The organism is Streptococcus oralis, from assembly GCF_023109005.1.
In the GTDB taxonomy this organism is placed as follows: Bacteria; Bacillota; Bacilli; order Lactobacillales; family Streptococcaceae; genus Streptococcus; species Streptococcus oralis_BU.
This window is the reverse complement of sequence record NZ_JALDTU010000001.1, coordinates 210,106-233,007: the sequence shown is the minus strand read 5'-3', so window position 1 is coordinate 233,007 and position 22,902 is coordinate 210,106. Positions and strand designations below refer to the sequence as shown.

Genomic DNA, 22,902 nt, shown 5'->3' with positions numbered 1-22,902 from the left:
ATTGTTTCCCTTTCCATTTCACCTTAAAACATTTTCTTCTTGTAGACGTAGCTGACTGCCGTCAACAACATAGCCCCAATAGCACCCAGAATGCTTTCTGCAGTCCCAGTGTTTGGAAGTGTTTTGAGTTTGCCTTCTGAATCAGTAACAGAGATAGTCTTATCTTCGTTAACTGTTCCACCAACTTCTTCTGGAGCCACTACAGAACCATCTGAAAGGACTACATTTCCGTTTTGGGTGCTAACAATAGACGCACCTGTATTTGTTTCAACGGGCTCTTTGGTCACATCATGGACAACCTGTCCAGTTGATGTAGATGTTGTTCCAATTTGAGATTTCCCTTGCTGATTCGCTTGATCAGTAGTTTTTGGCTGTTCATTCGGAACACCATCTAAGCTCCCTGCATTATCCTTGTCTTGTGGCTTATCTGAAGGTGCTGGTTTATCAGCTGGCACCCCGTCAAGACTTCCTGCGTTGTCCTTGTCTTGTGGTTTATCTGATGGTGTTGGAACACCATCGAGACTACCTGCATTATCCTTGTCTTGTGGCTTATCTGAAGGTGCTGGTTTATCAGCTGGCACTCCGTCAAGACTTCCTGCGTTGTCTTTGTCTTGTACACTTGGTATTGTTGGGTCAACTGGAGTAACTGAAGGCTCTGTTGGCTGAACTGCTGGTGCCTCTGTTTCTGTTGAAGCGCTTGGGGTGGTTGGGGTAACGACTTCTGTTGTTGGAGCAGAAGAATCAATTGGTGTTACTTCATCAGCTGATACAAATCCAGCTTGTGCTAGTGCGATTGTTGATAGTGTAGCTAATACTTGTTTCTTGTTCATTTTAATTTTTCCTTTTCTAATTTTTAGTGTTCTTAGGCTTGTAGCCTTTTCCTGTCAAGCGAAGTTCCACTCCCGATGGACTTCTGACTTTCCTAGCCACGATATGGCTTCCTTTTTTGATAGTGCGAATTTGATCATAAACCTTTTTATAAGGCAAATGAAATTCAACATCCTTTAGAACACCGTCTACGTATCCTCTAGCCTGTTTGACTGCATAGTCTGGCTTCAGGATAAGGTCTGTTCCGTCCTCTAAGCGAGCTGTCGCACCTCCTTGTTTTCCTAAGTTTTTTAAGTCCCTTAAGCGGACAGTTGTTTCATCTATCATAGATTTCTCCTTGAAGTTGAAAGGCGAAATAACGCCGTGCTGTGTAAAAACGTATTTTTACATCGGTATTTCATGCGCTGGGTTTATAGTCTAGTAACCCTTACTCCTTCAGCTTATGACCTTTGTCATGCTTTTTCGTTCAGTGGCTGGACTAGATATCATTTTCTAGTTTGCTGCTCGCCCCCGTTTCTTTTTTTATCCATAGCCACGCTGTATCAGGGCAAGCCTTGTATTCAGTTTTCAAAGTTCTGTAGTTTAATGACTTCTCGGTCAATATAGATTTATCTGTACTAGGTTTGGTCCGATTCTGATCCTAGTAGGTAGTCAATGGTTACCCCGAAATATTCTGCTACATTTTTGGCATTTTCCAGACTTATCTGACTATATCCTGTCTCCCAGTTCGAGATAGTGTTGCGAAACACCCCTATCTGATCAGCCAAGGCTTGTTGTGACAACCTGGCTTTTTTTCGTAATTCTCTGATACGATTTTGTGTTTGTTTCCTCACATCTACTTGTCTCCTTCATTATTTGGACTTGATGGTATTTCATCATCCATCAGAGGAGCATTCTTCAGCTCCAGCATGACAAGCCCTATTCCATAAGCTAAGATCAATAATAAAGCCATTGTAACTAGTTTAAACATTACTATCCTCCTGATATCGTTACTTATTTCGTCCGATAAGTTATCTTCTTCACCCATCGAGGATTGATAGAAAACGGCGGAGTCGCGGATGTAAAATTCATGCTCGCTCCTGTTCCAAATGAACTTGATACCAATTTTTCTAGTTCCTCTAAGTTGGAAGTGACGGAAATACTGTCTACCGTTTTATCAAAATACTCTACAATCATTTCAATCTCTTGAACTGGTTGTGAAGGTGTAGCCCTCATAGCTTGCCCTCTGTAAATCCTCTCTTGTTGATTAAACAATCCCATAAAATCAATCCTCTTTCTGTTGCCATGATGAGAAAATTTGGCTGAGTTTCTCAGCTCTTTCTTTTTTCGGTAAATCAAAAACAGCTTTAGGAATCATGTAGATTTTCTCCTTCGGGCTACGACCTATCGATAGCACTTTGCCATCAATTGGTCTAAATTCATCTTTTAACATGTTTCAACTCCCTTAGACAGTTCTGATAAATAGCTATTGAGTTTCGTCTCCGACAATTTATCTGGATAATAGTATGCAATCAGACCAGGGCACTCATCAGGGAATTTTCTAGCGTGCTCACTTTGTCCTGATAGCTCCATAAATCCCTGTTCTTTTTCGATAAGTAGAGCCATTTTCCAGAAGCGAATCATCATTTTGTAGAAGTAGGCTGGGACATTCTGGATTGATTTTCCTTCAGCTTCTCCTGTTTTAATTTTGAAAATCAATTTATCAAGCTCACGTTCAAGATCTTGCAGCCAAACCTCTCCATAAATTTCCTGATCAGCTAAGAGGTTGTTGTAATTCTTCTCAACTTGGCGTTTTGCTTGATAGATTTTATTTTCAAGAATTTTCGCATCTTTCCCAAATAAACTGAGTTTCTGAACTAGTTGAGGAGAAAGAAAACCATGTTGCCCCATTTTAAATGCTTCAGAGATTGATAAATCAGATAAAGATGACTCCCCCTCGTATCGATTAGTATCGTAATCTCTTTTATCATTCTTAATTAGATTATTATTACTTGGTTCGGTATTTCCGAGTTCTTGATTTCTGCTTTGGCGAGTTCTTGATTTCGGTATTTCCGAGTTCTTGATTTCGGTATTTCCGAGTTCATAGATTTCCCAAGGACTTGGGGCTATTTCAAAAGACATCTTCAATACTTCTGGATCTGAAATTACATTTTTCGGATACAATCTATTAGGCTGTTTCATGCCTTGACGTTCCTCATCAAGCAAGTGATATTTAATCAATTCTTTCTTCAACTTGATAATTTTATCCTTCCCATAACCAGTATCTTGACATAGTTCATTATTCGGATAGATGACATATACATCACCATTTTTATCCACAAAATTTCCAGTATCTTTAGCGGTTTGAAGTGATAATTTCAAGCGATCATTGATTAACATGTAGACAAATTTTGCTTCAGCACATAATTTTTGATAATAAGTTGTTCCAACTAAGACTTTAGGAAGCTGATAATGAATCTCTGTAGCTTGAATTTGAATTAAACTTTTTCTTCCATATGCCATAAATCAATACCCCACCTGGAATGAGTTCAGATTACACGCAAGCTGATTTTGTGGCGTAAAAGTAATCATCTTTTGTCTTTCTAACAGTGAAATAACTACATCTGCTTCATGGCTTGTCAACTGTCTCAAAGACATTATTTCTTGAATTAACTCCTGTCTTGTCATATGTACGTCCTTTCTTTAATTTTTGCAACGAAAAAAGAGAGCGATTTTCTCGCTCTCTTAAGGTATATGATATTTAATTTTTCACTTTCCCAAAACTCTAGACACTTACCGAAGACTTTTTTTATTTAACGTAAACAACTCCAAGTTTACCAAAAGCGACTTCTCCACGGATAATCAAGGTTTTGTTTGTTGGCGCTACAGGAGCATCTGCCTTAGCTGCACCAAAGGAGGTTTCTACTTTCAAATCGACACGCCAGTGTTGCGGAACATAGACGGTTGCATTCCCGAAGGCCACTTCAATATTTAAAGTCGCAAAATCACCTAGCATCTCTGCATTATCATAGTAGATTTTAGCATCCCCAAAAGCGACTTCCACTTGGTCATCTACGAGATCTTGATCTTGCTTATAGAAGGTCCCGCTACCAAAAGCGACTTCCTTATCCGTGACGACTGTTTTTTTCCCATCGTACCACCATTTTTTTTCATTCCAGAACTTACTTGAGTGCGACAGATAACCAACACCGAGCACTGCTAAGATGCTAGCCCAGATGAGAGAATGATTGGTAACTGGTAACAAGTCATAAGCGTAATTTGCAATGATGAGCGCTAGTAACCCTGTAAAAACTGCCGAAGTGAGATGGCGTCTAAGGATGGACTCAATGGACTTATAAGCAAAAAAAACAATACCTAGTAAAGGCCATATCTTGCCATCCAAAGAAGGAATTCCAAAATTCCCTTGCAGCAAGATCCAGGCTGCTAAAACCAATAAAACAATACCAAATGCTTTCTTTTTCATGTTCTTACCTCATATTTCTTAGATTTTCTTTTAGGAGGGATTGGTAATGCCGTGAGACATGAACCTCCTTGTGCGTCTGATAAAAGGAAATGGTGCCCGTTCCTGAAAAGGACTTGTCCACTGAGTAAATCTGACGGATGTTGGCGATGGTCGACTTGGAAACTCGACTAAAATAGCGAGGCAAGATAGACTCCAACTCATAAAGTTTGAGACGAACTTCATAGGCTTCCTTCTGGTTATGAGCGTAGATCTTGCTTCCTTCTGTTTCAAAGAAGAGAATTTCTGACAGGTCTAGATAATATTCACCTGTCCCCTTGTAAAAAGTCAACCTCGGAGCCTTTGACTCTTGCAAGAGTCGTTGCAAGTCTGCAATTTCATCTGTCAAAGTGGGGGTCTTGATGACAATTTCAGTTTCCTCTAAATTGCCGTCAATCTCAATTCGTAACTTCATCACATCTCCTTTCTGACTCTACTATATCAAAGCTAAATGAGGAAAACAAGGGCAAAAAAGCAAGTGGTCATTTTGAAGCAGTAAGTGGTTGTAGGACTAGCTTAACTTACATGTCAGAATAGGAAGAAAAGGAGCCCCCACATGAGACCACAAGCATAGCCAACCAAGACATCCTTGGGATAATGAACACCACCTAAAACCCTCACCAAGCCCAGCAAAGCTGAGAAGAGCAGGCATGCTAAGCCAACAGGTAGACTAGCATGCAGACAGGCCATGGAGATGATAGTTGCCGAAAAGACATGGCGACTGGGCATCGACTGTCCCGAACTATCCTTGTCAAGTAAGGGTGCGATGTCCCAAGTTTCATAAGGTCGCGGGTGATTGATTTTCTTACGAAAAAGGGACAAGATCACAAAGCCTGTAGCAGGGACAAGCAAATAGACCCCGACTTGCTGACCAAGTCCTAGTTGCAGGTAAGTGGTGACTAGCAAGGTTAGATAGACAAGAGGCATAACTACTGTCATCAAACGATTAAAACTGCGTAACAAAAATAAAAGAATGGGATGGCTGGTGAGTCTGGAGCTGATATTTTGATACCATTCTTGATAATTTTTCATTTATACTTCTCATTCATTACCTTGTTTTCGTCTACAGGTAAGACGTTTGTCTTCTAGTATAGTGCAGAAAAAGAAGGCCGTCAAGCCTTCTTTAGATTTATTCTTCTGCTTCGCCTTCTGTAAATTGGCTATTGTACAAGTCGGCATAGAAGCCACCTTGCGCCATCAGCTCCTCATGGTTTCCTTGTTCGATGATATTGCCATCTTTCATGACAAGAATCAAGTCGGCATTACGAATAGTTGACAAGCGGTGGGCGATGACAAAGGAGGTTCTACCCTCCATCAAACGGTCCATGGCTTTTTGAATCAACTCTTCTGTACGTGTGTCAACTGAGGATGTCGCTTCATCCAAAATCAAGAGTGGTGCATCCTTCAGCAAAGCACGAGCAATGGTTAAGAGTTGTTTTTGTCCGACAGACAAAGTCACTGTATCGTCCAAGATAGTGTCGTAACCGTCTGGCAAAGTCATGATAAAGTGGTGGATTCCCACAGCCTTGCTGGCTTCCATCATTCGTTCATCACTGATGTCTGTCTGATTATATATCAGGTTCTCTCGAATCGTTCCTTCAAAGAGCCAAGTATCCTGCAAGACCATTGAAAAGGCATCGTGTACTTCCGAACGCTTCATATCCTTGGTATCCACACCATCGATGCGGATACTTCCCTTATCTATCTCATAGGACTTCATCAAAAGATTGACAATGGTTGTCTTACCAGCCCCAGTTGGCCCAACGATAGCGACCTTTTGGCCTGCATGAGCTGTCGCAGAAAAGTCATGGATGATGGTGCGTTCTGGTGTATAGCCAAAGGATACGCGATCAAAGACCACTTCTCCCCTCATGCCAGTCAATTGTCTTTCCTTATGGGATTCATCCTGCATCTCAGCTTCACCTAGAAATTCAAAGACACGTCCCATGGCTGCACTGGCTTGTTGCAAGCTGGTAATCCCTTGGGCAATCTGTGACAGGGGTTGGGAGAAGGTCCGTACGTAAACCATAAAGGCTACAATAATCCCTATAGTGATATGCCCTTCTAGAGCAAGCGCGGCCCCAACGATGATGACCAAAACATAGCTAAAATTCCCAACAAAGAACATGGCTGGCATCATGATACCAGAGATAAACTGAGATTTCCATATACTATCATGCAAGTCTTGGTTTAAACCTGCAAATTTCGCTTTAGAGGTGTCTACTGCGTTGTAGCTCGTTACAACATTGTGTCCCGAATACATTTCTTCTACATAACCATTGACAGCCGCCAAGTTGTTTTGCTGAGCTCTAAAGTACCCTTGTGACTTAGCCATAATTACGGAAACTGCCGCAAAACCAACAAGCGTAGAAACAACCGTTACCAGAGCTAAAATCCAGTTCATGCTAAACATGGTCACCAAAACAGCAATCAACAAGAAGCTAGCTGAGAGTACTGTTCCCAAACTTTGATTGAGAGATTGAGCGGCCGTATCAACGTCATTGGTCACGCGCGAAAGGGTATCTCCTTGAGAATGACGATCAAAATAGCCAAGGGGCAAACGATTGATTTTTTCAGCAATTGCCGTCCGCAAGCGTTTTGAAAAATGTTGGATACTTGTTGAAAAGATATAGGCCTGTGTATAGTTAAGGATAGCACCAAGTACATAGAGAATCACTAAAAAGCTAGCAATACTTGAAACAGCCTCTAGGTCAATTCCCGTCATCAAACCATCTGAGATTAAGTTGGTGATTTCTTTTATCTTAGTCGGTCCATAAACCGTGATGATGCTTGAACATACAGCTGCTACAACCGCTACTAGTAGGGGAAGTTGGAGACCTGCTAGAAAAGGTTTAGAGTGTTTCCAAAAAGACATTTTCTTATTTTCCATGTTCCAATTCCTCCTTCGATAGTTGTGAGTAGGCAATTTCTTGGTAGACTTCATTGGTAGCTAGAAGTTCCTTGTGGGTGCCTTGCCCCACGACTTTACCTTGATCCAATACTAAGATCAGGTCGGCATCCATGATGGTAGAAATCCGCTGTGCTACGATGAGCTTGGTCATAGATTTTGTTTTCTCTGCTAGCTCTTGGCGCAAGATCCGGTCTGTCTTGTAGTCCAAGGCTGAGAAAGAGTCATCAAAGATAAGAATCTCTGGCTTACGAGCCAAGGCACGCGCAATGGCCAAACGCTGTCTTTGACCTCCTGAGAAGTTGGTTCCGCCTTGGGCTACTTCAGAGGCCAGACCTGCTTCCTTATCCTCGATAAAGTTTTTAGACTGGGCTAATTCCAGAGCTTGCCATATAGCAGCTTCGCTTAGAGGAGTTTCTTTGCTCTTACCAAAATCTAGATTGCCCTTAACATCTCCTGAGAAGAGGACTGCTTTCTGCGGAATATAGCCAACCTTATTGCGCAAGTCTACCAAGTCGTAATCTTGCACATTAACACCATCTACTAGAATTTCTCCCGCGGATACATCGTAAAAACGAGGTAGTAGGTTGACCAGAGTAGATTTACCAGAACCAGTTGAACCGATAAAGGCCACAGTTTGACCCGCTTCTGCTTTGAAAGTGACATGTTCCACGACTGCTTCAGAGTTTTTAGAGTAGCGGAAAGTCACATCATGAAATTCCACTTGTCCTTGAACTGAAGGGTCCACTGTCTGTGCATGACTAGGATTTTCAATAGAAGAATGCAAATCCAATACTTGATTGATACGTCCTGCAGAAACCAAGGTACGAGGAAGAACGATAAAGAGTGCTCCCATGAGAAGGAAGCCCATCACGACCTGCATAGCATAGGACATGAAGACCACCATATCACTAAAGAGTGGCAGACGTTCTGCCAAACTTGCATCGTTGATGATATAGGCACCAATCCAGTAAATGGCTAAGGTCAAACCGCTGGAAATCGCCATCATAATAGGGTTCATAATCGCCATCAATCGATTGACAAAGAGATTGAGACGAGTCACCTCATCATTGGCTTCTTCAAATTTCTTATCTTGGTAATCCTCGGCATTATAAGCACGAACAACCCGAATCCCAGTCAAACTTTCGCGAGTGATGCTATTGAGTTTATCTGTCAATTTTTGAATGACAGATTGTTTTGGAAAAGCTAGAGTAATGAGAACAGTGGTCATCAAGACATTGACAATGACGGCCACCACTACTGCCCAGAGCCAGTATTCCGACTTCCCAAGGATTTTTCCAATGGCCCAGATGGCCATGATAGGCCCACGAGTCACTACCTGTAAGCCCATAGTAAAGAGCATCTGAACCTGCGTAATATCATTGGTCGTTCGAGTCAAAAGACTGGGGATTGAAAAACGTTTGATTTCCGTTTGCGAAAAATCTAGAACACGATTAAAAATATCTCTTCGCAAGTGAGTCGTGTAAGACGCTGCAACACGAGAAGCAAAAAATCCAACTGTTACAGAAGACAGAAAGGCTAGGAGAGATAAGCCCATCATCTTAGCAGCAGGAGACCATAGTTGTCCTAACTCCGTACCCGGTGTTCCAATCAATTCTGTTATTTCTGAAATATAGGTCGGCACTTCTAACTCGAGATAGACCGAGAAACAAGTGAAAAGAACAGTGAGTAGGATCATCCCCCACTCTTTTCCTGTAATACGTTTAGCAAGTTTCTTCATTATCTCCTCCTATCTTCTCAACATTTTCTTGCAATTGCCCGAGTACCTTTTCAAAGATTGCCAAGTCTGACTTTGAAACACCCTCTAGCAGACTCTGATCAATCCGATCAAAAAAAGCTTTAACTTTTTGCATCTGCGAACGCGATTTCTCCGTCAGGTGAACAAATTTTGCCCGCTTATCGCTGGGGCTCGCCTCTAACTCGACCAAACCATTTTGTACCATGCGCTTGACCAAATTACTCGCCACAGATTTAGTAATATTGAGTTCCTGCTCGATATCCTTAATCAGGACCAGTTCCTCTTTTTGTTCACAATGATCTAAAAAACGCAGAACCTGCCCTTGCGGTCCACCCATAAATTCAATGCCACATCGCTTAGCTTCTTTCTGTACCATCAGGTGAACCTGGTGCCCAAAGCGTTTAAAAATCAACATCGGCTTGTCCATGATTGCTCCTTTCTCACGATTGAATATAGTTCTCAGGAGAACTAATTAAGTTTCCTAGAGAACTATTTTATCACTTTCAGAAGGGATGTCAAGAAAAAAGTTTCCTAGAGAACTATTTTAGTCTGAATTGACATTGGAGAATATTTTCTCTATAATAAGCACTAGCTACCGTGGATAGGAATCCATTCACTTGATGAAGGGAGAAAACGTTCAAATGAAACCAGAAGAACAAAAAGTTTTAGGGATTTTAGCAACCATTTTTGGAGCCATCGCACTTTTAGGATCTTGGATCCCGTTTATTAACTATCTATCGTTTTTCATCGCTATTGTCGCTTTGATCTTAGGTATTATCGGACTTATTGCCAATCTCAAAAAACGGAAAACAATGGCCATTATCGGAACATCCTTGTCAATTGCTTCTATTATACTCTTCCTTACGGCCCAAATGTTGTATGCTAATGTCTACAAAGAGTTTGTCAGAGAGTTTAACCGTTCCTATAGAGAAGCTAGCTCCTCAATGGAACGCGACTTGACAGATGATACCATTGATTCACTCCCTGAAGAGGAGGAAGAAGACGATACCTTCACTTGGACCCAAGAACAGTTCGACGCTTTAATCGAAGGTGACCTTGATAACAAAGGAAAAGGTGGTACCAATTACAAGGATATTATCAAAAAACACGGACTGCCAGACTCCGAGTTTGATTCCACTATTGGGGGATACGATACGAGAAAAGTCACCTATATCTCTATTGGTGACAATATCAAGACTGTTACCTTAACTTTTGCAAAACAGGACAATGGTCAACTCTTACTAGTTCATAAAATAGCTGTAGGCCTAGGAGAAAGCCAGCAGCAAAGAGATTCTGGTTCCAGAATCTAATCTCAAATATAAAAAGCGAACAGCTAACAAGTCTGTTCGCTTTTTTATTAGAATCCATCTACGTTTGTGTAGATCTTTTGGACGTCCTCGTCATCTTCAAGAACGCTGTAAAGTTTTTCAAAGGTTTCAAGGTCTTCACCTGACAACTCAACTTCTGATTGAGGAATCATTTCCAATTCAGTCACTTGGAATTCTTCGATGCCAGACTCACGAAGGGCAACGATAGCCTTATGAAGGTCTGTTGGAGCTGTGTAAACAGTGATTGTTCCTTCTTCTGCTTCTACATCATCCACATCAATATCTGCTTCAAGCAACAATTCAAAGATAGCATCCGCATCATCACCAGCAAATACGATCACACCCTTGTTGTCAAAGAGGTAAGAAACCGAACCTGAAGCTCCCATGTTTCCGCCATTTTTACCAAAAGCAGCACGAACGTTCGCAGCTGTACGGTTGACGTTTGAAGTCAAGGTATCCACAATCAGCATAGAACCATTTGGTCCAAATCCTTCGTAACGTCCTTCTGTAAAGGTTTCATCTGTGTTCCCTTTTGCCTTATCGATGGCCTTATCAATAACGTGTTTTGGAACTTGCGCTTGTTTAGCACGATCGATAACGAATTTCAAAGCAGTGTTTGATTCTGGATCTGGTTCCCCTTTTTTAGCTGCTACATAGATTTCTACACCAAATTTTGCATATACTTTAGAGTTAGCTCCATCTTTAGCCGTTTTCTTGGCTACGATATTGGCCCATTTACGTCCCATTAGGAATCTCCTTTTTTCACATTTTAATCTTTCTTATTATAACACAAGTCTAGCTGATTTTCACTAGAGGAAATGGATTTTCTTTTGCAAAGCAAGCTAGGCTTTCCCTCCGACTGCCACGATTTTCTTGCCTTCTTTTATCCAAGGGTGTCGGGAAAGGGAGAAGTAAAGTTGGACAGTCATCACAACCCAGAGTAGCGGTTCACAGAGAATAACACCTATATAGCCTGTCCAAGGAATAATCCAAGCTACGAAAATAATTTTCCCAAATAACTCGATAAAGCTAGATATAAGTGGCAAAAGTTTTTGGCCTAGTCCCTGCAAGCTATTTCTATAAATCAATAAAAGGCTTAAAAATGGATAAAATACCGAACTGATACGTAAGTACAAGGTCCCGTTTTCTACCAAATAGCTGTCTGTCGAACTCGCCAAGAAAGAAACTAGGCTAGGACTGGCAAAAAATAGGAAAATACAGGCAAGGGCTGCCCAAGACATACTCAAATAGCTCCCTAAACGAAGACCTTGGACAATACGTTCGGGACGTTTCGCTCCAAAGTTTTGAGAGATAAAAGTCGTCATCGATGCTGAAATAGCTGTCATTGGTAATAAGGCAAAGGCCATGATTCGCCGTGCTGCCGTTTGAGCACTGATAATGACTGCACCAAAACTATTGACAGAGGATTGCAAAATGACACTACCGATAGAGACGATTGACCCCATCAGACCCATGGCTAGTCCCTGCTCCAAGAGATCCACATAGAGAGCCTTATTCCATTTGAAATGTTTGAGACCCGGAAGAAGCTCTGGAACACTCTTACGAATATAAGAATAACAGAGGATTGCTGACAAACCCTGCGAGATAATGGTTGCAAGACCCGCAGACTGAACTCCCAGATGCAGTTGCGTAATAAAATATAAATCCAAGATCACATTAACGATAGCTGAAAAGATAAGAAAAGCAAGAGCCGCAAGGCTATCGCCAATCGAGCGCAGTAAGCCTGCAAAAAGATTGTAAGCAAAACTAACCCCTACACAGGTAACAATCATGGAGATGTACTCATAGGATTGAGGAAGGATTTCTACAGGTGTCTCTAAATATTGCAAGAGTGGATAAAGACCGAAGAAGCCTATCAGCATGACAAGAGCACTCAGGATGGCACCCAGAATCCAAGTTGCTGCAACAGCTTCTTTAATCTTAGCAAAATTACGAGCACCGTAAAGACGAGCGATGACAACTCCCATCCCATTTCCAACTCCGAGGGCAAAGCCGATAATCAGATCAAAGATAGCCGTCGTTGCTCCTACTGCTGCTAGGGATTCTTGTCCAAGGAACCGCCCTACAATCAAGACGTCAGCTGTATTATATAGTTGTTGGAAGATATTGGACAACAGAATTGGAAGGGCGAAGCTCAAAAGTGAGGGAAGAATGGAGCCATGAATCAGGTCCACTGTTCGTTTTTTATTCATAAAGATATTATATCAGCTTTCCAGAGGACCGACAAGATTCTTTAACGAATCCTGAAATCAATTGCTTACAGAGAGACAATTTGCTATAATCAAGAAAAGGAGGTCATTTATGAGTTTGACCAGTCAATTAATAACCGATGTGTTTCCAGATCTTGATAAAGTTGAAAAGCTAAATAACGAAGCTTTCCCCGAGGAGGAACGAGTCCCTCTTTCTGAGTTTTTGCGCTATCAGGACCGAGATGACGCCCACTTTTTTGCTTTTTATAACGAAGAAGAATTTGTTGGCTTTGCTTTTGCCATCTCCAACCAAAAGGCCTTCTATATTAGCTTTTTTGCCATCATGCCTCACTTAAGAAGTCACGGGTATGGGAAGGAAATTATAGACAAACTAACTGATTTTTACCAGCGGACCATGTTGCTTGAAGTGGAGCGATTGGATGAAGAATGCGATAACTTGGAACAAAGAAAAGCTCGTATGAGCTTCTATCAACAAAATGGCTTTAAAACAGCTAACGCTTTTCTAGAGTATGATGGCTTGAGTTTTGAAATTCTCTACCGCGGTGACCATTTCGACGAGGAAGCCTATCGCGACATCTTCCAAAAATTACAAGATGAACATTATTTTGACTTTCACATCAAATACAGACGCTTTAGTGACCATTAGTTGTTTCAAGGAAGAGAAGTCTAACGAACTTTTTCACAATAAAACGCATAATATCAAGGTTCTGAATACCTGATATTATGCGTTTTTATGATTTTGAAAGCTTTCCCTAGTTTTATCTTTAATCTTCAATTTCGATTTCAAGTCCATCGCCTAGGTCAAGCGTCACTTCTTGGTTAGGTGCCAAATCTTCAGCGGCAGAAGTAGAAGTGGTTCCTTCTTCATCTTCAATCAAACCGTATTGAACACGAACCTGATGGTCGATCTCATCAAAAATCTCTGGGTGATCCGCCAAGTATTTCTTAGCATTTTCAGATCCTTGCCCGATTTTTTCACCCTTGTAAGAGTACCATGCTCCCGCTTTTTGGATAATATCGAGATCACTTGCGATCTTCAAGAGCTCACCAGTCTTAGAAATCCCTTCTCCGTACATGATTTCAACAAAGGCTTCCTTAAATGGTGGAGCCACCTTGTTTTTCACGACCTTGATCTTGGTTTCCTTACCGACATTGGTATCTTTTTGGTCACCAGTTCCCTTGATTTGTGTGCTTCCACGAACATCCAAACGGACTGAAGCGTAGAATTTCAAAGCACGTCCACCAGGTGTTGTTTCTGGATTCCCAAACATGACCCCAACTTTTTCACGCAATTGGTTGATAAAGATGGCAATTGTTTTGGTTTTATTGATAGAAGCTCCGAGTTTACGCATGGCCTGGCTCATCATACGAGCTTGCAAACCAACGTGACTATCTCCAATATCCCCATCAATTTCTGCACGAGGTACAAGAGCCGCAACTGAGTCAATAACAACAAGGTCAACTGCACCTGAGTCAATCAATTTTCCAGCAATTTCAAGACCTTGCTCACCTGAGTCTGGTTGTGACAAGAGCAATTCGTCAATGTTCACACCAAGGGCTGCAGCATAGGCTGGGTCAAGAGCATGTTCCGCATCGATAAAGGCTGCAATACCGCCTTCTTTCTGTGCTTGCGCAACAGCGTGAAGGGCAACCGTTGTCTTACCAGATGATTCTGGTCCATAGATTTCGATGATACGTCCTTTAGGATAGCCACCTGAACCAAGAGCAATGTCCAGAGCCAAGGACCCTGAGCTCATCACTTGAACTTTTTGCTCCGCGCGCTCACCCAAGCGCATGATTGAGCCTTTACCAAAGTCTTTTTCAATCAATTTAAGAGCATCGTTCAAGGCCTTTTCACGATCCGCTCCAAACTTTTTTGAAATTTCATCTAATTTTTTTGGTTTTTTCGCCATTCTGTTCTCCTATATTCTACTGGTCCTTAGACCTATCTTTCATTATACCAAAATTTAGTCACTTAATAAAGCCTTGCGAACTAGGTTAAAGGCATGCATGACCGCAATATGTCGAACATCTGCTCGACTCCGTCCTGCGATATTAGTCTTGATCACCTCTGTCCCTTTTGCATGTGCCAGTCCAATAAAAACTGTGCCGGCGGGATGACCCTCTAGACTATCTGGCCCAGCTACACCTGTCAGACTGACTCCATAATCAGACTGAGTCTTGAGCCGTGCCAGCTCTGCCATTTTTCGAGCCGTAAACTCAGAAACGACCCCGTGTTCTTTTAGCTCTTGCTCGGAAATATCCAACATCTTGGACTTTTCTTCTAGGCTGTAAGTGACAAAACCGCCATTAAAGATAGCTGAAACACCTGAAAAGTCTGCTAAAGTAGCTTGAAAGAGACCTGCCGTCAAGCTTTCTGCCGCAGTAATGCTTTTCTGTCTCTTCTTTAGCTCTTCTACAACGACACTCGCGAGGCTGGTTTCTTCCCCATATCCATAACAGATGTCTCGTAGAGAAATTCCCTCAAAAGTCTGGCGACTCAAGATTTGATTTTCTAGGATGTCCAGTGCTGGATCAGCCTTTTTTTGACTGACTGCTTTTGTAGATAAGCGCAAGGTCACTTCTCCTGTTTTGGCATACGGCGCCAAAGTCGGATCGGTTTGATGGTCAATCAAATCCGCCAAAATGGTCACCAACTGACTCTCCCCAATTCCAAAGAAACGGAGCACTCGTGAATACAGTTTGGTGCCAGTCATCAGCTTGGACAAGAGTTGATTTAAGACCATGGGTTTCAACTCACTTGGCGGTCCTGGAAGGACCACGTAGGTTACGCCATCCACTTCCGACACCCCTCCTACTGCTAAACCTGTCTCATTTGGCAGTGGAGTCGCCCCTTCTACAATTTGGGCTTGGCGCTCATTATTCGGTGTCCGAGCATAGTCAGGTCTATGAGCAAAGAAAATATCCAGTTTCTCTTGTGCTTGAGAGTCAAACACTAGATCTTTTCCTAAAAATTTAGCCAGAGTTTGTTTGGTCAAATCATCCTCAGTTGGTCCCAAGCCCCCTGTCAAAATCACAAGATTACTACGTTGACTCGCAATCTCAAGCAAGGACAAAAGACGAGCTTCATTGTCTCCGACAGCTGTTTGGAAATAGACATCTACCCCGATTTCTGCTAGCTTCTCTGATAAAAACTGAGCATTGGTATTGACGATCTGCCCTGTTAAAATTTCTGTTCCAACAGCAATAATTTCTGCTTTCATGTTTCCTCCTACTTATCTATTCGAATTTTTTTTGAAAAAATCGCAGGAAATTTCCCACGATTTGATTCTTTGTTTTATTCTACCTCTTCGTTTGAAATACTAGTACTGGTTGAAGGCGCTGTCCAGCCAAAGGCTGTTTCGTACAGTACCGCATTGGTTTCCAATTCTGTCACTGGCTCTTTACCTAGTGAACTACGCAAGAGATTTTGCATTTCGAGCATATGTTCTGAAGTGACAATCTGATAAGAAATTCCCTGTAGCTCAGCATCTTCCCCACGCAATTGATGCGTTTCGATATTCTTGAAAGAATCTTGATAGCCGAGCAATTGTGGAATGCTCTTAGCTGATAAATCCACATTGGTCTGCATGTTGTCACTCAAAGCTTTTAAAATCCCTTGATAATGACTCACACTGTTCAGACTCAAAACCTTCTCAACGATTTTTTGAATGACTTCACGTTGACGTTTTTGACGTCCATAGTCTCCTTCAGGATCTTGGTAACGCATCCGTGAATACACCAAGGCTTCCTCACCATTCAAGTTTTGTTCCCCAACACCAATGGAAATCTTATTAAACTCTTCTTGGTCAGTGATGGAAATTGGAAAACCAAGTGTATTGTTAACAGTGATTCCACCAACTGCATCCACCAATTGTTGAAGGCCTTGCATGTTGACCATTACATAGCGGTCAATGTGGATATTCATCATCTTTTGAATAGTAGAAATTGCAAGCTCCGCACCGCCATTGGCATAGGCCGCATTGAGTTTGGCTTCCTGAACTTGGCCATTTCCACTCTCAATCTTGGTCAGAATATCCCGTTCCAAACTCATCATAGTGGTTTTCTTTGTTTTTGGATTAACCGTCAAGAGAATCATGGAATCACTATTCCCTGCCCACGGATCTGTACGTTCCGAATTTCCCGTATCTACCCCCATTAGGAGAATCGTTAAAGGCTCAGTTGCTTCGATAACGTTGGTTTCTTCACCGATTTTTTTGTAAGTTTTTTGACTCAGGGTTGCAGTCCCCTGCTGATAGATTGTGTAGGCATAAATTCCTACACCTACAACTGTTACGGCCAGGAAACCTAGCACCATTCCAATTAATTTTTTGATCATCTCGTTATTCATCTATCAATTTGCCCATCAGACAAACATCTAAAAATATCCCTTCTGCTAAATAGGCTCCTGTTTCTTGCAAGCCTTCTGTGATAAATCCCATTTTTGAATAGAGGTGGATAGCAACCTCATTTCGTTTTTGTACACTGAGTTGCAAGCGACGCAAGACGCCACTGGCTTTAGCCCACTCGATGCCTTCTTCTAGAAGAATAGTCGCCAATCCTTGGTTCCAGAATTTCTTTCGAACCGCTAAAAAAACATCTCCAATATGCCGAACCCTTAAATGTTGATCCGCTGTGATATTTAAGACTCCTGCAATCTCATCATTCAGCAAGGCGAGGAGGGTAATTTGATTCTCCGATGCAGCTTGTTTTTCGATAAAAAGAGCCATTTCAGAAGCTGTCATCATGATGCCATTTTCATCTAGGCTAGTGAGGTCTGTCTCTTGACCGACACAATCTAAAAATGCAATCAAAGTTGTAGCATCTGAAGTCTCTGCCTCACGAATGCACAACTCATACTCCATCCTGAAGCTCCTTGATGAGTTGTTCAGCCCGAGGGCCATGAGCCGTAAAACGAAGACAACGACCCTCAGCTTCTTTCAAAATTTCCAATTCCAAATAGGAATCTGGTAAATCCTCACCCAAAAGATGCCCCCACTCAATAACAGTCACACCGCCACCAAAGAGAAACTCATCCAAGTCAATAGAATCAGCGTCTCCTTCGATACGGTAGACATCCAAATGGTAAAGCGGCAGACGCCCTTCATACTCTCTGACAATGGTATAAGTTGGACTTTTAATCATCTGACGGATATCCAAACCCTTGGCAAGGCCTTTTGTAAAGGTTGTTTTTCCCGCACCCAACTCTCCCGTCAAGATCAGAACATCGTCTTTTTGAAGCAAATGACCTAATCTTTCTCCGAGAGCTAGAAGCTCTTCTTCATTTTTTGTGTACATGTTACTATTATACCAAAAAGTTTTCTTTTGTGTGAATTTTCTTTATAGACTTACTATGCTAAATTTATAGTTCTCCTTTCCTTTCTTAGAAAAAGGTAAAAATACAAATAACAAATAAAACATCGCGAATCACATGTCCGTAAAATGAAATTTCCCTTTGCACGGATTTTGGAAAGAGGAAACGCGCACATAAAAAACCAAGACCGATATAAAGGAGAATGGAGGAGATTGTTACGGGATTTCTTAAGAAAATAATCGTGCCTAAAACGGAAATCACAACCGTTCTCTTCTTGTTGAGATGGTTGTCCATATCCCGAATATATTTATCAAAAGGTAAGAAAATCCATAAATCTACTCCCAGCAAGAAAAAGAATGAAGGCAGAAATAGGTCAACCAGATCCTGCTGCAATTTGCTAGTAGTTTGGATGCTTTCTGTGAGAACCAGACAGGTTGCCAGAAGATTGACTACTAAAAGAAGGCTATAAACAAGACTTACTTTCTTTTGAACACGCAAAATACTATGACTTTTCTGACCCAAGGTATGGAAGTAATTAATCCCAGCACAAAAACCAGAAACTCCCACTATGAGAATTAAAAAATAGACATTTCCTTCTCTTAAGGATAAAAATGATTCCTTCCACAATAAACAACTTCCAAATAAAATTTGAGCAACAGCTAATAATAATAAAACACGAATTGATTTCATCATTTCCTTTTCTTCCTCCATATAAGAAATTATACTCTGGCAGGATTAGAAAATGATAAATGACTTCCAAAATGTCACATTAGGACGCTGAACGGTACAAAAAACAGTTCTGTCATTCACAGAACTGCTCTCTTCTAATCTAATCCTTAAACCAGAGGGCGATTTCTCGTTTAGCTGACTCTTCTGAATCTGATCCATGTACCACGTTTTGAATGGCTTGATTTTCTCCTGCTGCCTTAGCAAAATCTCCCCGGATGGTCCCCGGAAGAGCCTCTTCTGGACGAGTGGCCCCCATCATGTCACGCCAGCTTTCAATTACCTTGGGTCCTGAAATGATTCCCACAATTATTGGACCCGAGGTCATAAATTGGCGGATAGGAGGATAAAAACTTTTTTCAACCAAGTCGCAATAGTGTTGGTCAATCAAATCTTCTGAAACGGTTGAACGTAACTCTAATTTTTCGAGTTTGAAACCACGTCGCTCAATTCTTTTCAAAATCTCACCAACTAGACCTCTCTTCACACCATCTGGCTTAATGATAAAGAATGTTTGTTCCATATAAATCCCCTTGTCATTTTAGTTCTTCTATTCTACCATACTTTATGAAAAAGCGGGAAAATTTTCTGAAACAAAGCAAAGAGAACCCGAAGGTTCTCTTATTTGCTTTTATTCTACAGTTTCTTCAGATTGGATTTCCACAGTTTCATCTACTGGAGCAAGTTCTGTATCTTCTTGTTCAGGAGCCAGATATTCTGCGTCATTAATTGCCTGTGGTTCAAGGTTACGGTAGCGAGCCATACCAGTACCTGCTGGGATGATCTTACCGATGATAACATTTTCCTTGAGTCCAAGGAGATGGTCTTTCTTACCACGGATGGCTGCATCTGTAAGGACACGAGTTGTTTCCTGGAAGGAAGCCGCTGACAAGAAACTGTTTGTTTCAAGTGAGGCTTTGGTGATTCCCATAAGGACTGGGCGACCAGTCGCTGGAACTCCACCGGCGATAAGGACATCTTTGTTCGCATCTGTAAAATCGTTGATGTCTAAAAGGGTACCCATGAGAAGATCTGTATCACCTGGATCCATGACACGAACTTTACGGATCATTTGACGAACCATAACCTCAATGTGTTTGTCACCGATTTCTACCCCTTGGCTACGGTAAACTTTTTGGACTTCACCGAGAAGGTAAGTTTCAACTGACAAGACATCACGAACAGCAAGGAGATGTTTTGGTTGGATAGAACCCTCTGTCAATGCTGCACCACGAGAAACTTGGTCTCCAACTTCAACACGCATACGTGCTGTAAACGGAACGACATATTCACCTGCGCCAGTTTCACCCTTAACAAAGACTTTCTTAGTACGAGTTGAAGCATCTTCTTCGATAGCTGTAACTTGTCCTTTGACCTCTGTAATAACCGCTTCCCCTTTTGGATTGCGGGCTTCAAAGATTTCTTGGACACGAGGAAGACCTTGAGTGATATCGGTATTTGAGGCAACCCCACCCGTGTGGAAGGTACGCATTGTAAGCTGTGTACCAGGTTCCCCGATAGATTGGGCAGCGATTGTACCAACTGCTTCACCAACTTCAACCGCATCACCAGTCGCCAAGTTGATACCGTAACAGTGACGGCAAACACCATGACGAGTGTTACATGTAAATACGGAACGGATAGTCACTTCTTCCACACCAGCATTGACAATCTCGCGCGCCTTGTCTTCTGTGATTAACTCATTTGGACCAATGATAACTTCGCCAGTTTCTGGGTGTTTAACAGTTTTCTTAGTGTAACGACCATTGAGACGTTCTTCGAGAGACTCGATCATCTCTTTTCCTTCCGCGATAGAGCGGATCAAGAGACCACGGTCTGTTCCACAGTCGTCCTCACGGATGATAACGTCTTGGGCAACGTCAACCAAACGACGAGTCAAATAACCTGAGTCGGCTGTCTTAAGGGCCGTATCGGTCATACCTTTACGGGCACCGTGAGTTGAGAAGAACATTTCAAGTACTGACAAACCTTCGCGGAAGTTTGAAAGAATTGGCAATTCCATGATACGTCCGTTCGGAGCGGCCATCAGACCACGCATACCGGCAAGTTGTGAGAAGTTCGAGATGTTACCACGAGCTCCTGAGTCCATCATCATAACGATTGGGTTCTTCGGATCTTGGTTATCGACCAAGCGTTTTTCCAATTTCTCACGAGCTGCACGCCATTCAGCTGTAACAGCATTGTAACGTTCATCATCAGTGATCAAACCACGACGGAACTGTTTTGTGATTTGTTCTACACGCTTATGAGATTCTTCGATGATTTCAGCCTTGTCTTCAACCACTGGGATATCAGCAATCCCCACTGTCAATCCAGCAAGTGTTGAATGATGGTAGCCTAAGTCTTTCAATCGGTCCAAGAATGCAGAAGTTTCTGTTGTACGGAAACGTTTGAAAATCTCAGCGATGATATTTCCAAGGTTTTTCTTCTTGAATGGAGGATTGAGTTCAAGGTTGCGAATGGCTTCCTTGATATCGCCACCTAGTGGCAAGAAGTACTTAGCTGGGAGCCCTTCTGTCAAGTTCGCATTATTTGGTTCTTGCAAGTAAGGTAGACCCTCTGGCATGATGTCGTTGAAGAGGATTTTACCAACTGTTGTAAGCAAGACCTTGTGTTTTTGCTCTTCTGTCCATGGTTTATTGAGGCTGTCTGTCGCGATACCAACACGTGAGTGGAGGTGAACATAGCCATTGCGGTAAGCCATGACAGCTTCGTCACGGTCTTTGAAGACCATTCCTTCACCTTCACGACCAGCTTCTTCCATCGTCAAGTAGTAGTTACCCAAAACCATGTCCTGAGATGGAGTAACAACTGGTTTCCCATCTTTCGGGTTCAAGATATGCTCAGCAGCGAGCATCAAGATACGAGCTTCTGCTTGAGCTTCTTCTGAAAGCGGTACGTGGATGGCCATTTGGTCCCCGTCAAAGTCGGCATTGTAGGCTTCACAGACAAGTGGGTGCAAGCGAAGAGCCTTACCATCAATCAAGACTGGCTCGAAGGCTTGGATACCCAAACGGTGAAGGGTCGGTGCGCGGTTCAAAAGTACTGGGTGTTCTTTAATCACTTCTTCGAGGATATCCCAGATGCGTTCATCTCCACGTTCCACCAAGCGTTTAGCAGCTTTGACGTTTTGCACTATATCACGTGCAACGATTTCACGCATAACGAATGGTTTAAAGAGCTCGATCGCCATTTCACGTGGCACACCACATTGGTACATTTTAAGAGTTGGACCAACGGCGATAACGGAACGTCCTGAGAAGTCAACACGTTTACCGAGCAAGTTTTGACGGAAGCGTCCTTGTTTACCTTTGAGCATGTGGCTCAATGATTTGAGTGGACGGCTACCTGGTCCTGTAATCGGACGACCACGACGACCATTGTCAATCAAAGCATCAACCGCTTCTTGAAGCATACGCTTCTCATTTTGAACGATGATACCTGGTGCATTCAACTCAAGCAAACGAGCCAAACGGTTGTTACGGTTGATAACACGACGGTAAAGGTCGTTCAAGTCAGATGAGGCAAAACGGCCACCATCCAACTGCAACATTGGACGGAGATCTGGTGGAATAACTGGGAGGATGTTAAGAACCATCCATTCAGGTTTGTTCCCAGACTTGTAAAAGGCATCCAAAACATCCAAACGACGGATAGCTTTAACACGTTTTTGTCCAGTAGCTGTTTTCAACTCTTCTTTGAGTTCAGCAATTTCTTTTTCAAGATCTACTTGTTTCAAAAGGTCTTGGATGGCTTCGGCACCCATCTTGGCAACGAATGATCCATAGCCATACTCACGCAAGCGCTCACGGTATTCGCGCTCTGTCATGATAGACTTGTGCTCAAGTGGTGTATCCTTAGGATCAATCACCACATAAGCCGCAAAGTAGATAACTTCCTCGAGGGCACGAGGGCTCATATCAAGGGTCAAGCCCATACGGCTTGGAATCCCCTTGAAATACCAGATGTGAGATACAGGAGCTTTCAACTCGATGTGCCCCATACGCTCACGACGAACTTTTGTACGCGTTACTTCAACCCCACAACGGTCACAAACAATCCCTCTGTAACGAATGCGTTTGTACTTACCACAAGCACATTCCCAGTCTTTTGTAGGACCAAAGATGACTTCGTCAAAGAGTCCTTCACGTTCTGGTTTCAACGTACGGTAATTGATTGTTTCAGGTTTTTTGACTTCTCCATAAGACCATGAACGGACTTTGCTTGGAGAAGCTAGGGTGATTTGCATACTTTTAAAACGATTTACATCAACCACTATTTCTTCCCT

At 42.3% G+C, this 22,902-nt stretch carries 25 protein-coding genes; 2 read left to right on the top strand and 23 right to left on the bottom strand.

What is annotated here, in order from left to right:
* Positions 1 to 23: 23 nt before the first annotated feature.
* From M1F56_RS01150 to M1F56_RS01095, 13 genes are all read right to left on the bottom strand, one after another.
* Complete coding sequence (locus M1F56_RS01150; protein ID WP_247916587.1) at positions 24 to 830, bottom strand: LPXTG cell wall anchor domain-containing protein; 807 nt, start codon at positions 828 to 830, stop codon at positions 24 to 26.
* A 16-nt stretch (positions 831 to 846) separates the two neighbouring features.
* Positions 847 to 1,155, bottom strand: coding sequence for a hypothetical protein (locus M1F56_RS01145; RefSeq protein WP_247916586.1), 309 nt, complete (start codon positions 1,153 to 1,155; stop codon positions 847 to 849).
* Between the two features lie 290 nt (positions 1,156 to 1,445).
* Positions 1,446 to 1,661, bottom strand: a complete 216-nt coding sequence (locus M1F56_RS01140; RefSeq protein WP_001231372.1) for a helix-turn-helix transcriptional regulator — start codon at positions 1,659 to 1,661, stop codon at positions 1,446 to 1,448.
* Between the two features lie 2 nt (positions 1,662 to 1,663).
* Positions 1,664 to 1,798, bottom strand: a complete 135-nt coding sequence (locus tag M1F56_RS09690) for a hypothetical protein (RefSeq protein ID WP_256963772.1) — start codon at positions 1,796 to 1,798, stop codon at positions 1,664 to 1,666.
* A 23-nt stretch (positions 1,799 to 1,821) separates the two neighbouring features.
* Positions 1,822 to 2,088, bottom strand: a complete 267-nt coding sequence (locus M1F56_RS01135) for a thiopurine S-methyltransferase (protein WP_247916585.1) — start codon at positions 2,086 to 2,088, stop codon at positions 1,822 to 1,824.
* A gap of 4 nt (positions 2,089 to 2,092) precedes the next feature.
* The gene (locus M1F56_RS01130) at positions 2,093 to 2,260 is read right to left on the bottom strand and encodes a hypothetical protein (RefSeq protein ID WP_247916584.1); all 168 of its coding nucleotides are present in this window, start codon (positions 2,258 to 2,260) and stop codon (positions 2,093 to 2,095) included.
* Complete coding sequence (locus M1F56_RS01125; RefSeq protein WP_247916583.1) at positions 2,254 to 3,330, bottom strand: replication initiator protein A; 1,077 nt, start codon at positions 3,328 to 3,330, stop codon at positions 2,254 to 2,256. The genes M1F56_RS01130 and M1F56_RS01125 overlap by 7 nt, the downstream gene beginning before the upstream one ends.
* 286 nt (positions 3,331 to 3,616) lie before the next feature.
* Positions 3,617 to 4,291 carry a LiaF transmembrane domain-containing protein gene (locus M1F56_RS01120; protein ID WP_247916582.1) on the bottom strand — a complete coding sequence of 225 codons (675 nt, stop codon included), beginning with the start codon at positions 4,289 to 4,291 and terminating at the stop codon, positions 3,617 to 3,619.
* 4 nt (positions 4,292 to 4,295) lie between these two features.
* Entirely contained in the window at positions 4,296 to 4,742 is a 447-nt protein-coding gene (locus tag M1F56_RS01115; protein ID WP_000776591.1) for a LytTR family DNA-binding domain-containing protein, read from the bottom strand.
* A 113-nt stretch (positions 4,743 to 4,855) separates the two neighbouring features.
* Positions 4,856 to 5,359 carry a phosphatase PAP2 family protein gene (locus M1F56_RS01110; protein ID WP_247916581.1) on the bottom strand — a complete coding sequence of 168 codons (504 nt, stop codon included), beginning with the start codon at positions 5,357 to 5,359 and terminating at the stop codon, positions 4,856 to 4,858.
* Between the two features lie 97 nt (positions 5,360 to 5,456).
* Complete coding sequence (locus tag M1F56_RS01105) at positions 5,457 to 7,217, bottom strand: ABC transporter ATP-binding protein (RefSeq protein WP_247916580.1); 1,761 nt, start codon at positions 7,215 to 7,217, stop codon at positions 5,457 to 5,459.
* Complete coding sequence (locus M1F56_RS01100; RefSeq protein ID WP_247916579.1) at positions 7,207 to 8,976, bottom strand: ABC transporter ATP-binding protein; 1,770 nt, start codon at positions 8,974 to 8,976, stop codon at positions 7,207 to 7,209. Before M1F56_RS01100 ends, M1F56_RS01105 begins: the two co-directional genes overlap by 11 nt.
* Entirely contained in the window at positions 8,960 to 9,421 is a 462-nt protein-coding gene (locus tag M1F56_RS01095; RefSeq protein WP_247916578.1) for a MarR family winged helix-turn-helix transcriptional regulator, read from the bottom strand. The genes M1F56_RS01100 and M1F56_RS01095 overlap by 17 nt, the downstream gene beginning before the upstream one ends.
* Before the next feature lie 193 nt (positions 9,422 to 9,614).
* On the opposite strand from M1F56_RS01095, the gene M1F56_RS01090 reads away from it, so the two are divergent.
* Complete coding sequence (locus tag M1F56_RS01090) at positions 9,615 to 10,304, top strand: CD20-like domain-containing protein (protein WP_247916577.1); 690 nt, start codon at positions 9,615 to 9,617, stop codon at positions 10,302 to 10,304.
* A 47-nt stretch (positions 10,305 to 10,351) separates the two neighbouring features.
* Here M1F56_RS01090 and M1F56_RS01085 read toward each other — a convergent pair whose 3' ends face one another.
* Together M1F56_RS01085 and M1F56_RS01080 are read right to left on the bottom strand one after the other, a co-directional pair.
* Positions 10,352 to 11,068: a YebC/PmpR family DNA-binding transcriptional regulator gene (locus tag M1F56_RS01085; RefSeq protein ID WP_000532898.1), complete on the bottom strand. Its 717-nt coding sequence runs from the start codon at positions 11,066 to 11,068 to the stop codon at positions 10,352 to 10,354.
* A 96-nt stretch (positions 11,069 to 11,164) separates the two neighbouring features.
* Positions 11,165 to 12,535, bottom strand: a complete 1,371-nt coding sequence (locus M1F56_RS01080) for an MATE family efflux transporter (RefSeq protein ID WP_247916576.1) — start codon at positions 12,533 to 12,535, stop codon at positions 11,165 to 11,167.
* A 109-nt stretch (positions 12,536 to 12,644) separates the two neighbouring features.
* On the opposite strand from M1F56_RS01080, the gene M1F56_RS01075 reads away from it, so the two are divergent.
* A complete protein-coding gene (locus M1F56_RS01075) occupies positions 12,645 to 13,199 on the top strand; it encodes a GNAT family N-acetyltransferase (protein WP_000060287.1) in 555 nt (184 codons plus the stop codon).
* A 118-nt stretch (positions 13,200 to 13,317) separates the two neighbouring features.
* On the opposite strand, the gene recA is transcribed toward M1F56_RS01075, so the two are convergent.
* From recA to rpoC, 8 genes are all read right to left on the bottom strand, one after another.
* Positions 13,318 to 14,466 (bottom strand): recombinase RecA, encoded by a 1,149-nt coding sequence (recA, locus tag M1F56_RS01070; protein ID WP_001085446.1) that lies wholly within the window; start codon positions 14,464 to 14,466, stop codon positions 13,318 to 13,320.
* A 54-nt stretch (positions 14,467 to 14,520) separates the two neighbouring features.
* A complete protein-coding gene (locus M1F56_RS01065) occupies positions 14,521 to 15,777 on the bottom strand; it encodes a competence/damage-inducible protein A (RefSeq protein ID WP_247916575.1) in 1,257 nt (418 codons plus the stop codon).
* A gap of 74 nt (positions 15,778 to 15,851) precedes the next feature.
* Complete coding sequence (gene brpA / locus M1F56_RS01060) at positions 15,852 to 16,892, bottom strand: biofilm formation/cell division transcriptional regulator BrpA (protein WP_247916574.1); 1,041 nt, start codon at positions 16,890 to 16,892, stop codon at positions 15,852 to 15,854.
* Between the two features lie 4 nt (positions 16,893 to 16,896).
* A complete protein-coding gene (locus M1F56_RS01055) occupies positions 16,897 to 17,418 on the bottom strand; it encodes a GNAT family N-acetyltransferase (RefSeq protein ID WP_247916573.1) in 522 nt (173 codons plus the stop codon).
* Positions 17,408 to 17,851 carry a tRNA (adenosine(37)-N6)-threonylcarbamoyltransferase complex ATPase subunit type 1 TsaE gene (tsaE, locus tag M1F56_RS01050; protein ID WP_247916572.1) on the bottom strand — a complete coding sequence of 148 codons (444 nt, stop codon included), beginning with the start codon at positions 17,849 to 17,851 and terminating at the stop codon, positions 17,408 to 17,410. Before tsaE ends, M1F56_RS01055 begins: the two co-directional genes overlap by 11 nt.
* 85 nt (positions 17,852 to 17,936) lie before the next feature.
* Positions 17,937 to 18,560, bottom strand: a complete 624-nt coding sequence (locus M1F56_RS01045) for a hypothetical protein (RefSeq protein WP_007520749.1) — start codon at positions 18,558 to 18,560, stop codon at positions 17,937 to 17,939.
* A gap of 136 nt (positions 18,561 to 18,696) precedes the next feature.
* Positions 18,697 to 19,116, bottom strand: a complete 420-nt coding sequence (ndk, locus tag M1F56_RS01040) for a nucleoside-diphosphate kinase (RefSeq protein WP_247916571.1) — start codon at positions 19,114 to 19,116, stop codon at positions 18,697 to 18,699.
* 108 nt (positions 19,117 to 19,224) lie between these two features.
* Positions 19,225 to 22,890 (bottom strand): DNA-directed RNA polymerase subunit beta', encoded by a 3,666-nt coding sequence (gene rpoC / locus M1F56_RS01035; protein ID WP_247916570.1) that lies wholly within the window; start codon positions 22,888 to 22,890, stop codon positions 19,225 to 19,227.
* Positions 22,891 to 22,902 lie beyond the last annotated feature (12 nt).

Excerpts from the sequence above, each read along its gene's own strand:
- M1F56_RS01110 (WP_247916581.1), bottom strand. The coding sequence starts at position 5,359 with ATGAAAAATTATCAAGAATGGTATCAAAATATCAGCTCCAGACTCACC.
- M1F56_RS01075 (WP_000060287.1), top strand. The coding sequence starts at position 12,645 with ATGAGTTTGACCAGTCAATTAATAACCGATGTGTTTCCAGATCTTGAT.
- M1F56_RS01045 (WP_007520749.1), bottom strand. The coding sequence starts at position 18,560 with ATGATGAAATCAATTCGTGTTTTATTATTATTAGCTGTTGCTCAAATT.
- M1F56_RS01115 (WP_000776591.1), bottom strand. The coding sequence starts at position 4,742 with ATGAAGTTACGAATTGAGATTGACGGCAATTTAGAGGAAACTGAAATT.
- recA (WP_001085446.1), bottom strand. The coding sequence starts at position 14,466 with ATGGCGAAAAAACCAAAAAAATTAGATGAAATTTCAAAAAAGTTTGGA.
- M1F56_RS01120 (WP_247916582.1), bottom strand. The coding sequence starts at position 4,291 with ATGAAAAAGAAAGCATTTGGTATTGTTTTATTGGTTTTAGCAGCCTGG.
- M1F56_RS01095 (WP_247916578.1), bottom strand. The coding sequence starts at position 9,421 with ATGGACAAGCCGATGTTGATTTTTAAACGCTTTGGGCACCAGGTTCAC.
- M1F56_RS01085 (WP_000532898.1), bottom strand. The coding sequence starts at position 11,068 with ATGGGACGTAAATGGGCCAATATCGTAGCCAAGAAAACGGCTAAAGAT.
- ndk (WP_247916571.1), bottom strand. The coding sequence starts at position 19,116 with ATGGAACAAACATTCTTTATCATTAAGCCAGATGGTGTGAAGAGAGGT.
- M1F56_RS01150 (WP_247916587.1), bottom strand. The coding sequence starts at position 830 with ATGAACAAGAAACAAGTATTAGCTACACTATCAACAATCGCACTAGCA.
- M1F56_RS01125 (WP_247916583.1), bottom strand. The coding sequence starts at position 3,330 with ATGGCATATGGAAGAAAAAGTTTAATTCAAATTCAAGCTACAGAGATT.
- M1F56_RS01065 (WP_247916575.1), bottom strand. The coding sequence starts at position 15,777 with ATGAAAGCAGAAATTATTGCTGTTGGAACAGAAATTTTAACAGGGCAG.
- M1F56_RS01090 (WP_247916577.1), top strand. The coding sequence starts at position 9,615 with ATGAAGGGAGAAAACGTTCAAATGAAACCAGAAGAACAAAAAGTTTTA.
- M1F56_RS01105 (WP_247916580.1), bottom strand. The coding sequence starts at position 7,217 with ATGGAAAATAAGAAAATGTCTTTTTGGAAACACTCTAAACCTTTTCTA.
- M1F56_RS01130 (WP_247916584.1), bottom strand. The coding sequence starts at position 2,260 with ATGTTAAAAGATGAATTTAGACCAATTGATGGCAAAGTGCTATCGATA.
- M1F56_RS01080 (WP_247916576.1), bottom strand. The coding sequence starts at position 12,535 with ATGAATAAAAAACGAACAGTGGACCTGATTCATGGCTCCATTCTTCCC.
- brpA (WP_247916574.1), bottom strand. The coding sequence starts at position 16,892 with ATGATCAAAAAATTAATTGGAATGGTGCTAGGTTTCCTGGCCGTAACA.
- M1F56_RS01145 (WP_247916586.1), bottom strand. The coding sequence starts at position 1,155 with ATGATAGATGAAACAACTGTCCGCTTAAGGGACTTAAAAAACTTAGGA.
- M1F56_RS01055 (WP_247916573.1), bottom strand. The coding sequence starts at position 17,418 with ATGGAGTATGAGTTGTGCATTCGTGAGGCAGAGACTTCAGATGCTACA.
- M1F56_RS09690 (WP_256963772.1), bottom strand. The coding sequence starts at position 1,798 with ATGTTTAAACTAGTTACAATGGCTTTATTATTGATCTTAGCTTATGGA.
- tsaE (WP_247916572.1), bottom strand. The coding sequence starts at position 17,851 with ATGTACACAAAAAATGAAGAAGAGCTTCTAGCTCTCGGAGAAAGATTA.
- M1F56_RS01135 (WP_247916585.1), bottom strand. The coding sequence starts at position 2,088 with ATGGGATTGTTTAATCAACAAGAGAGGATTTACAGAGGGCAAGCTATG.
- M1F56_RS01100 (WP_247916579.1), bottom strand. The coding sequence starts at position 8,976 with ATGAAGAAACTTGCTAAACGTATTACAGGAAAAGAGTGGGGGATGATC.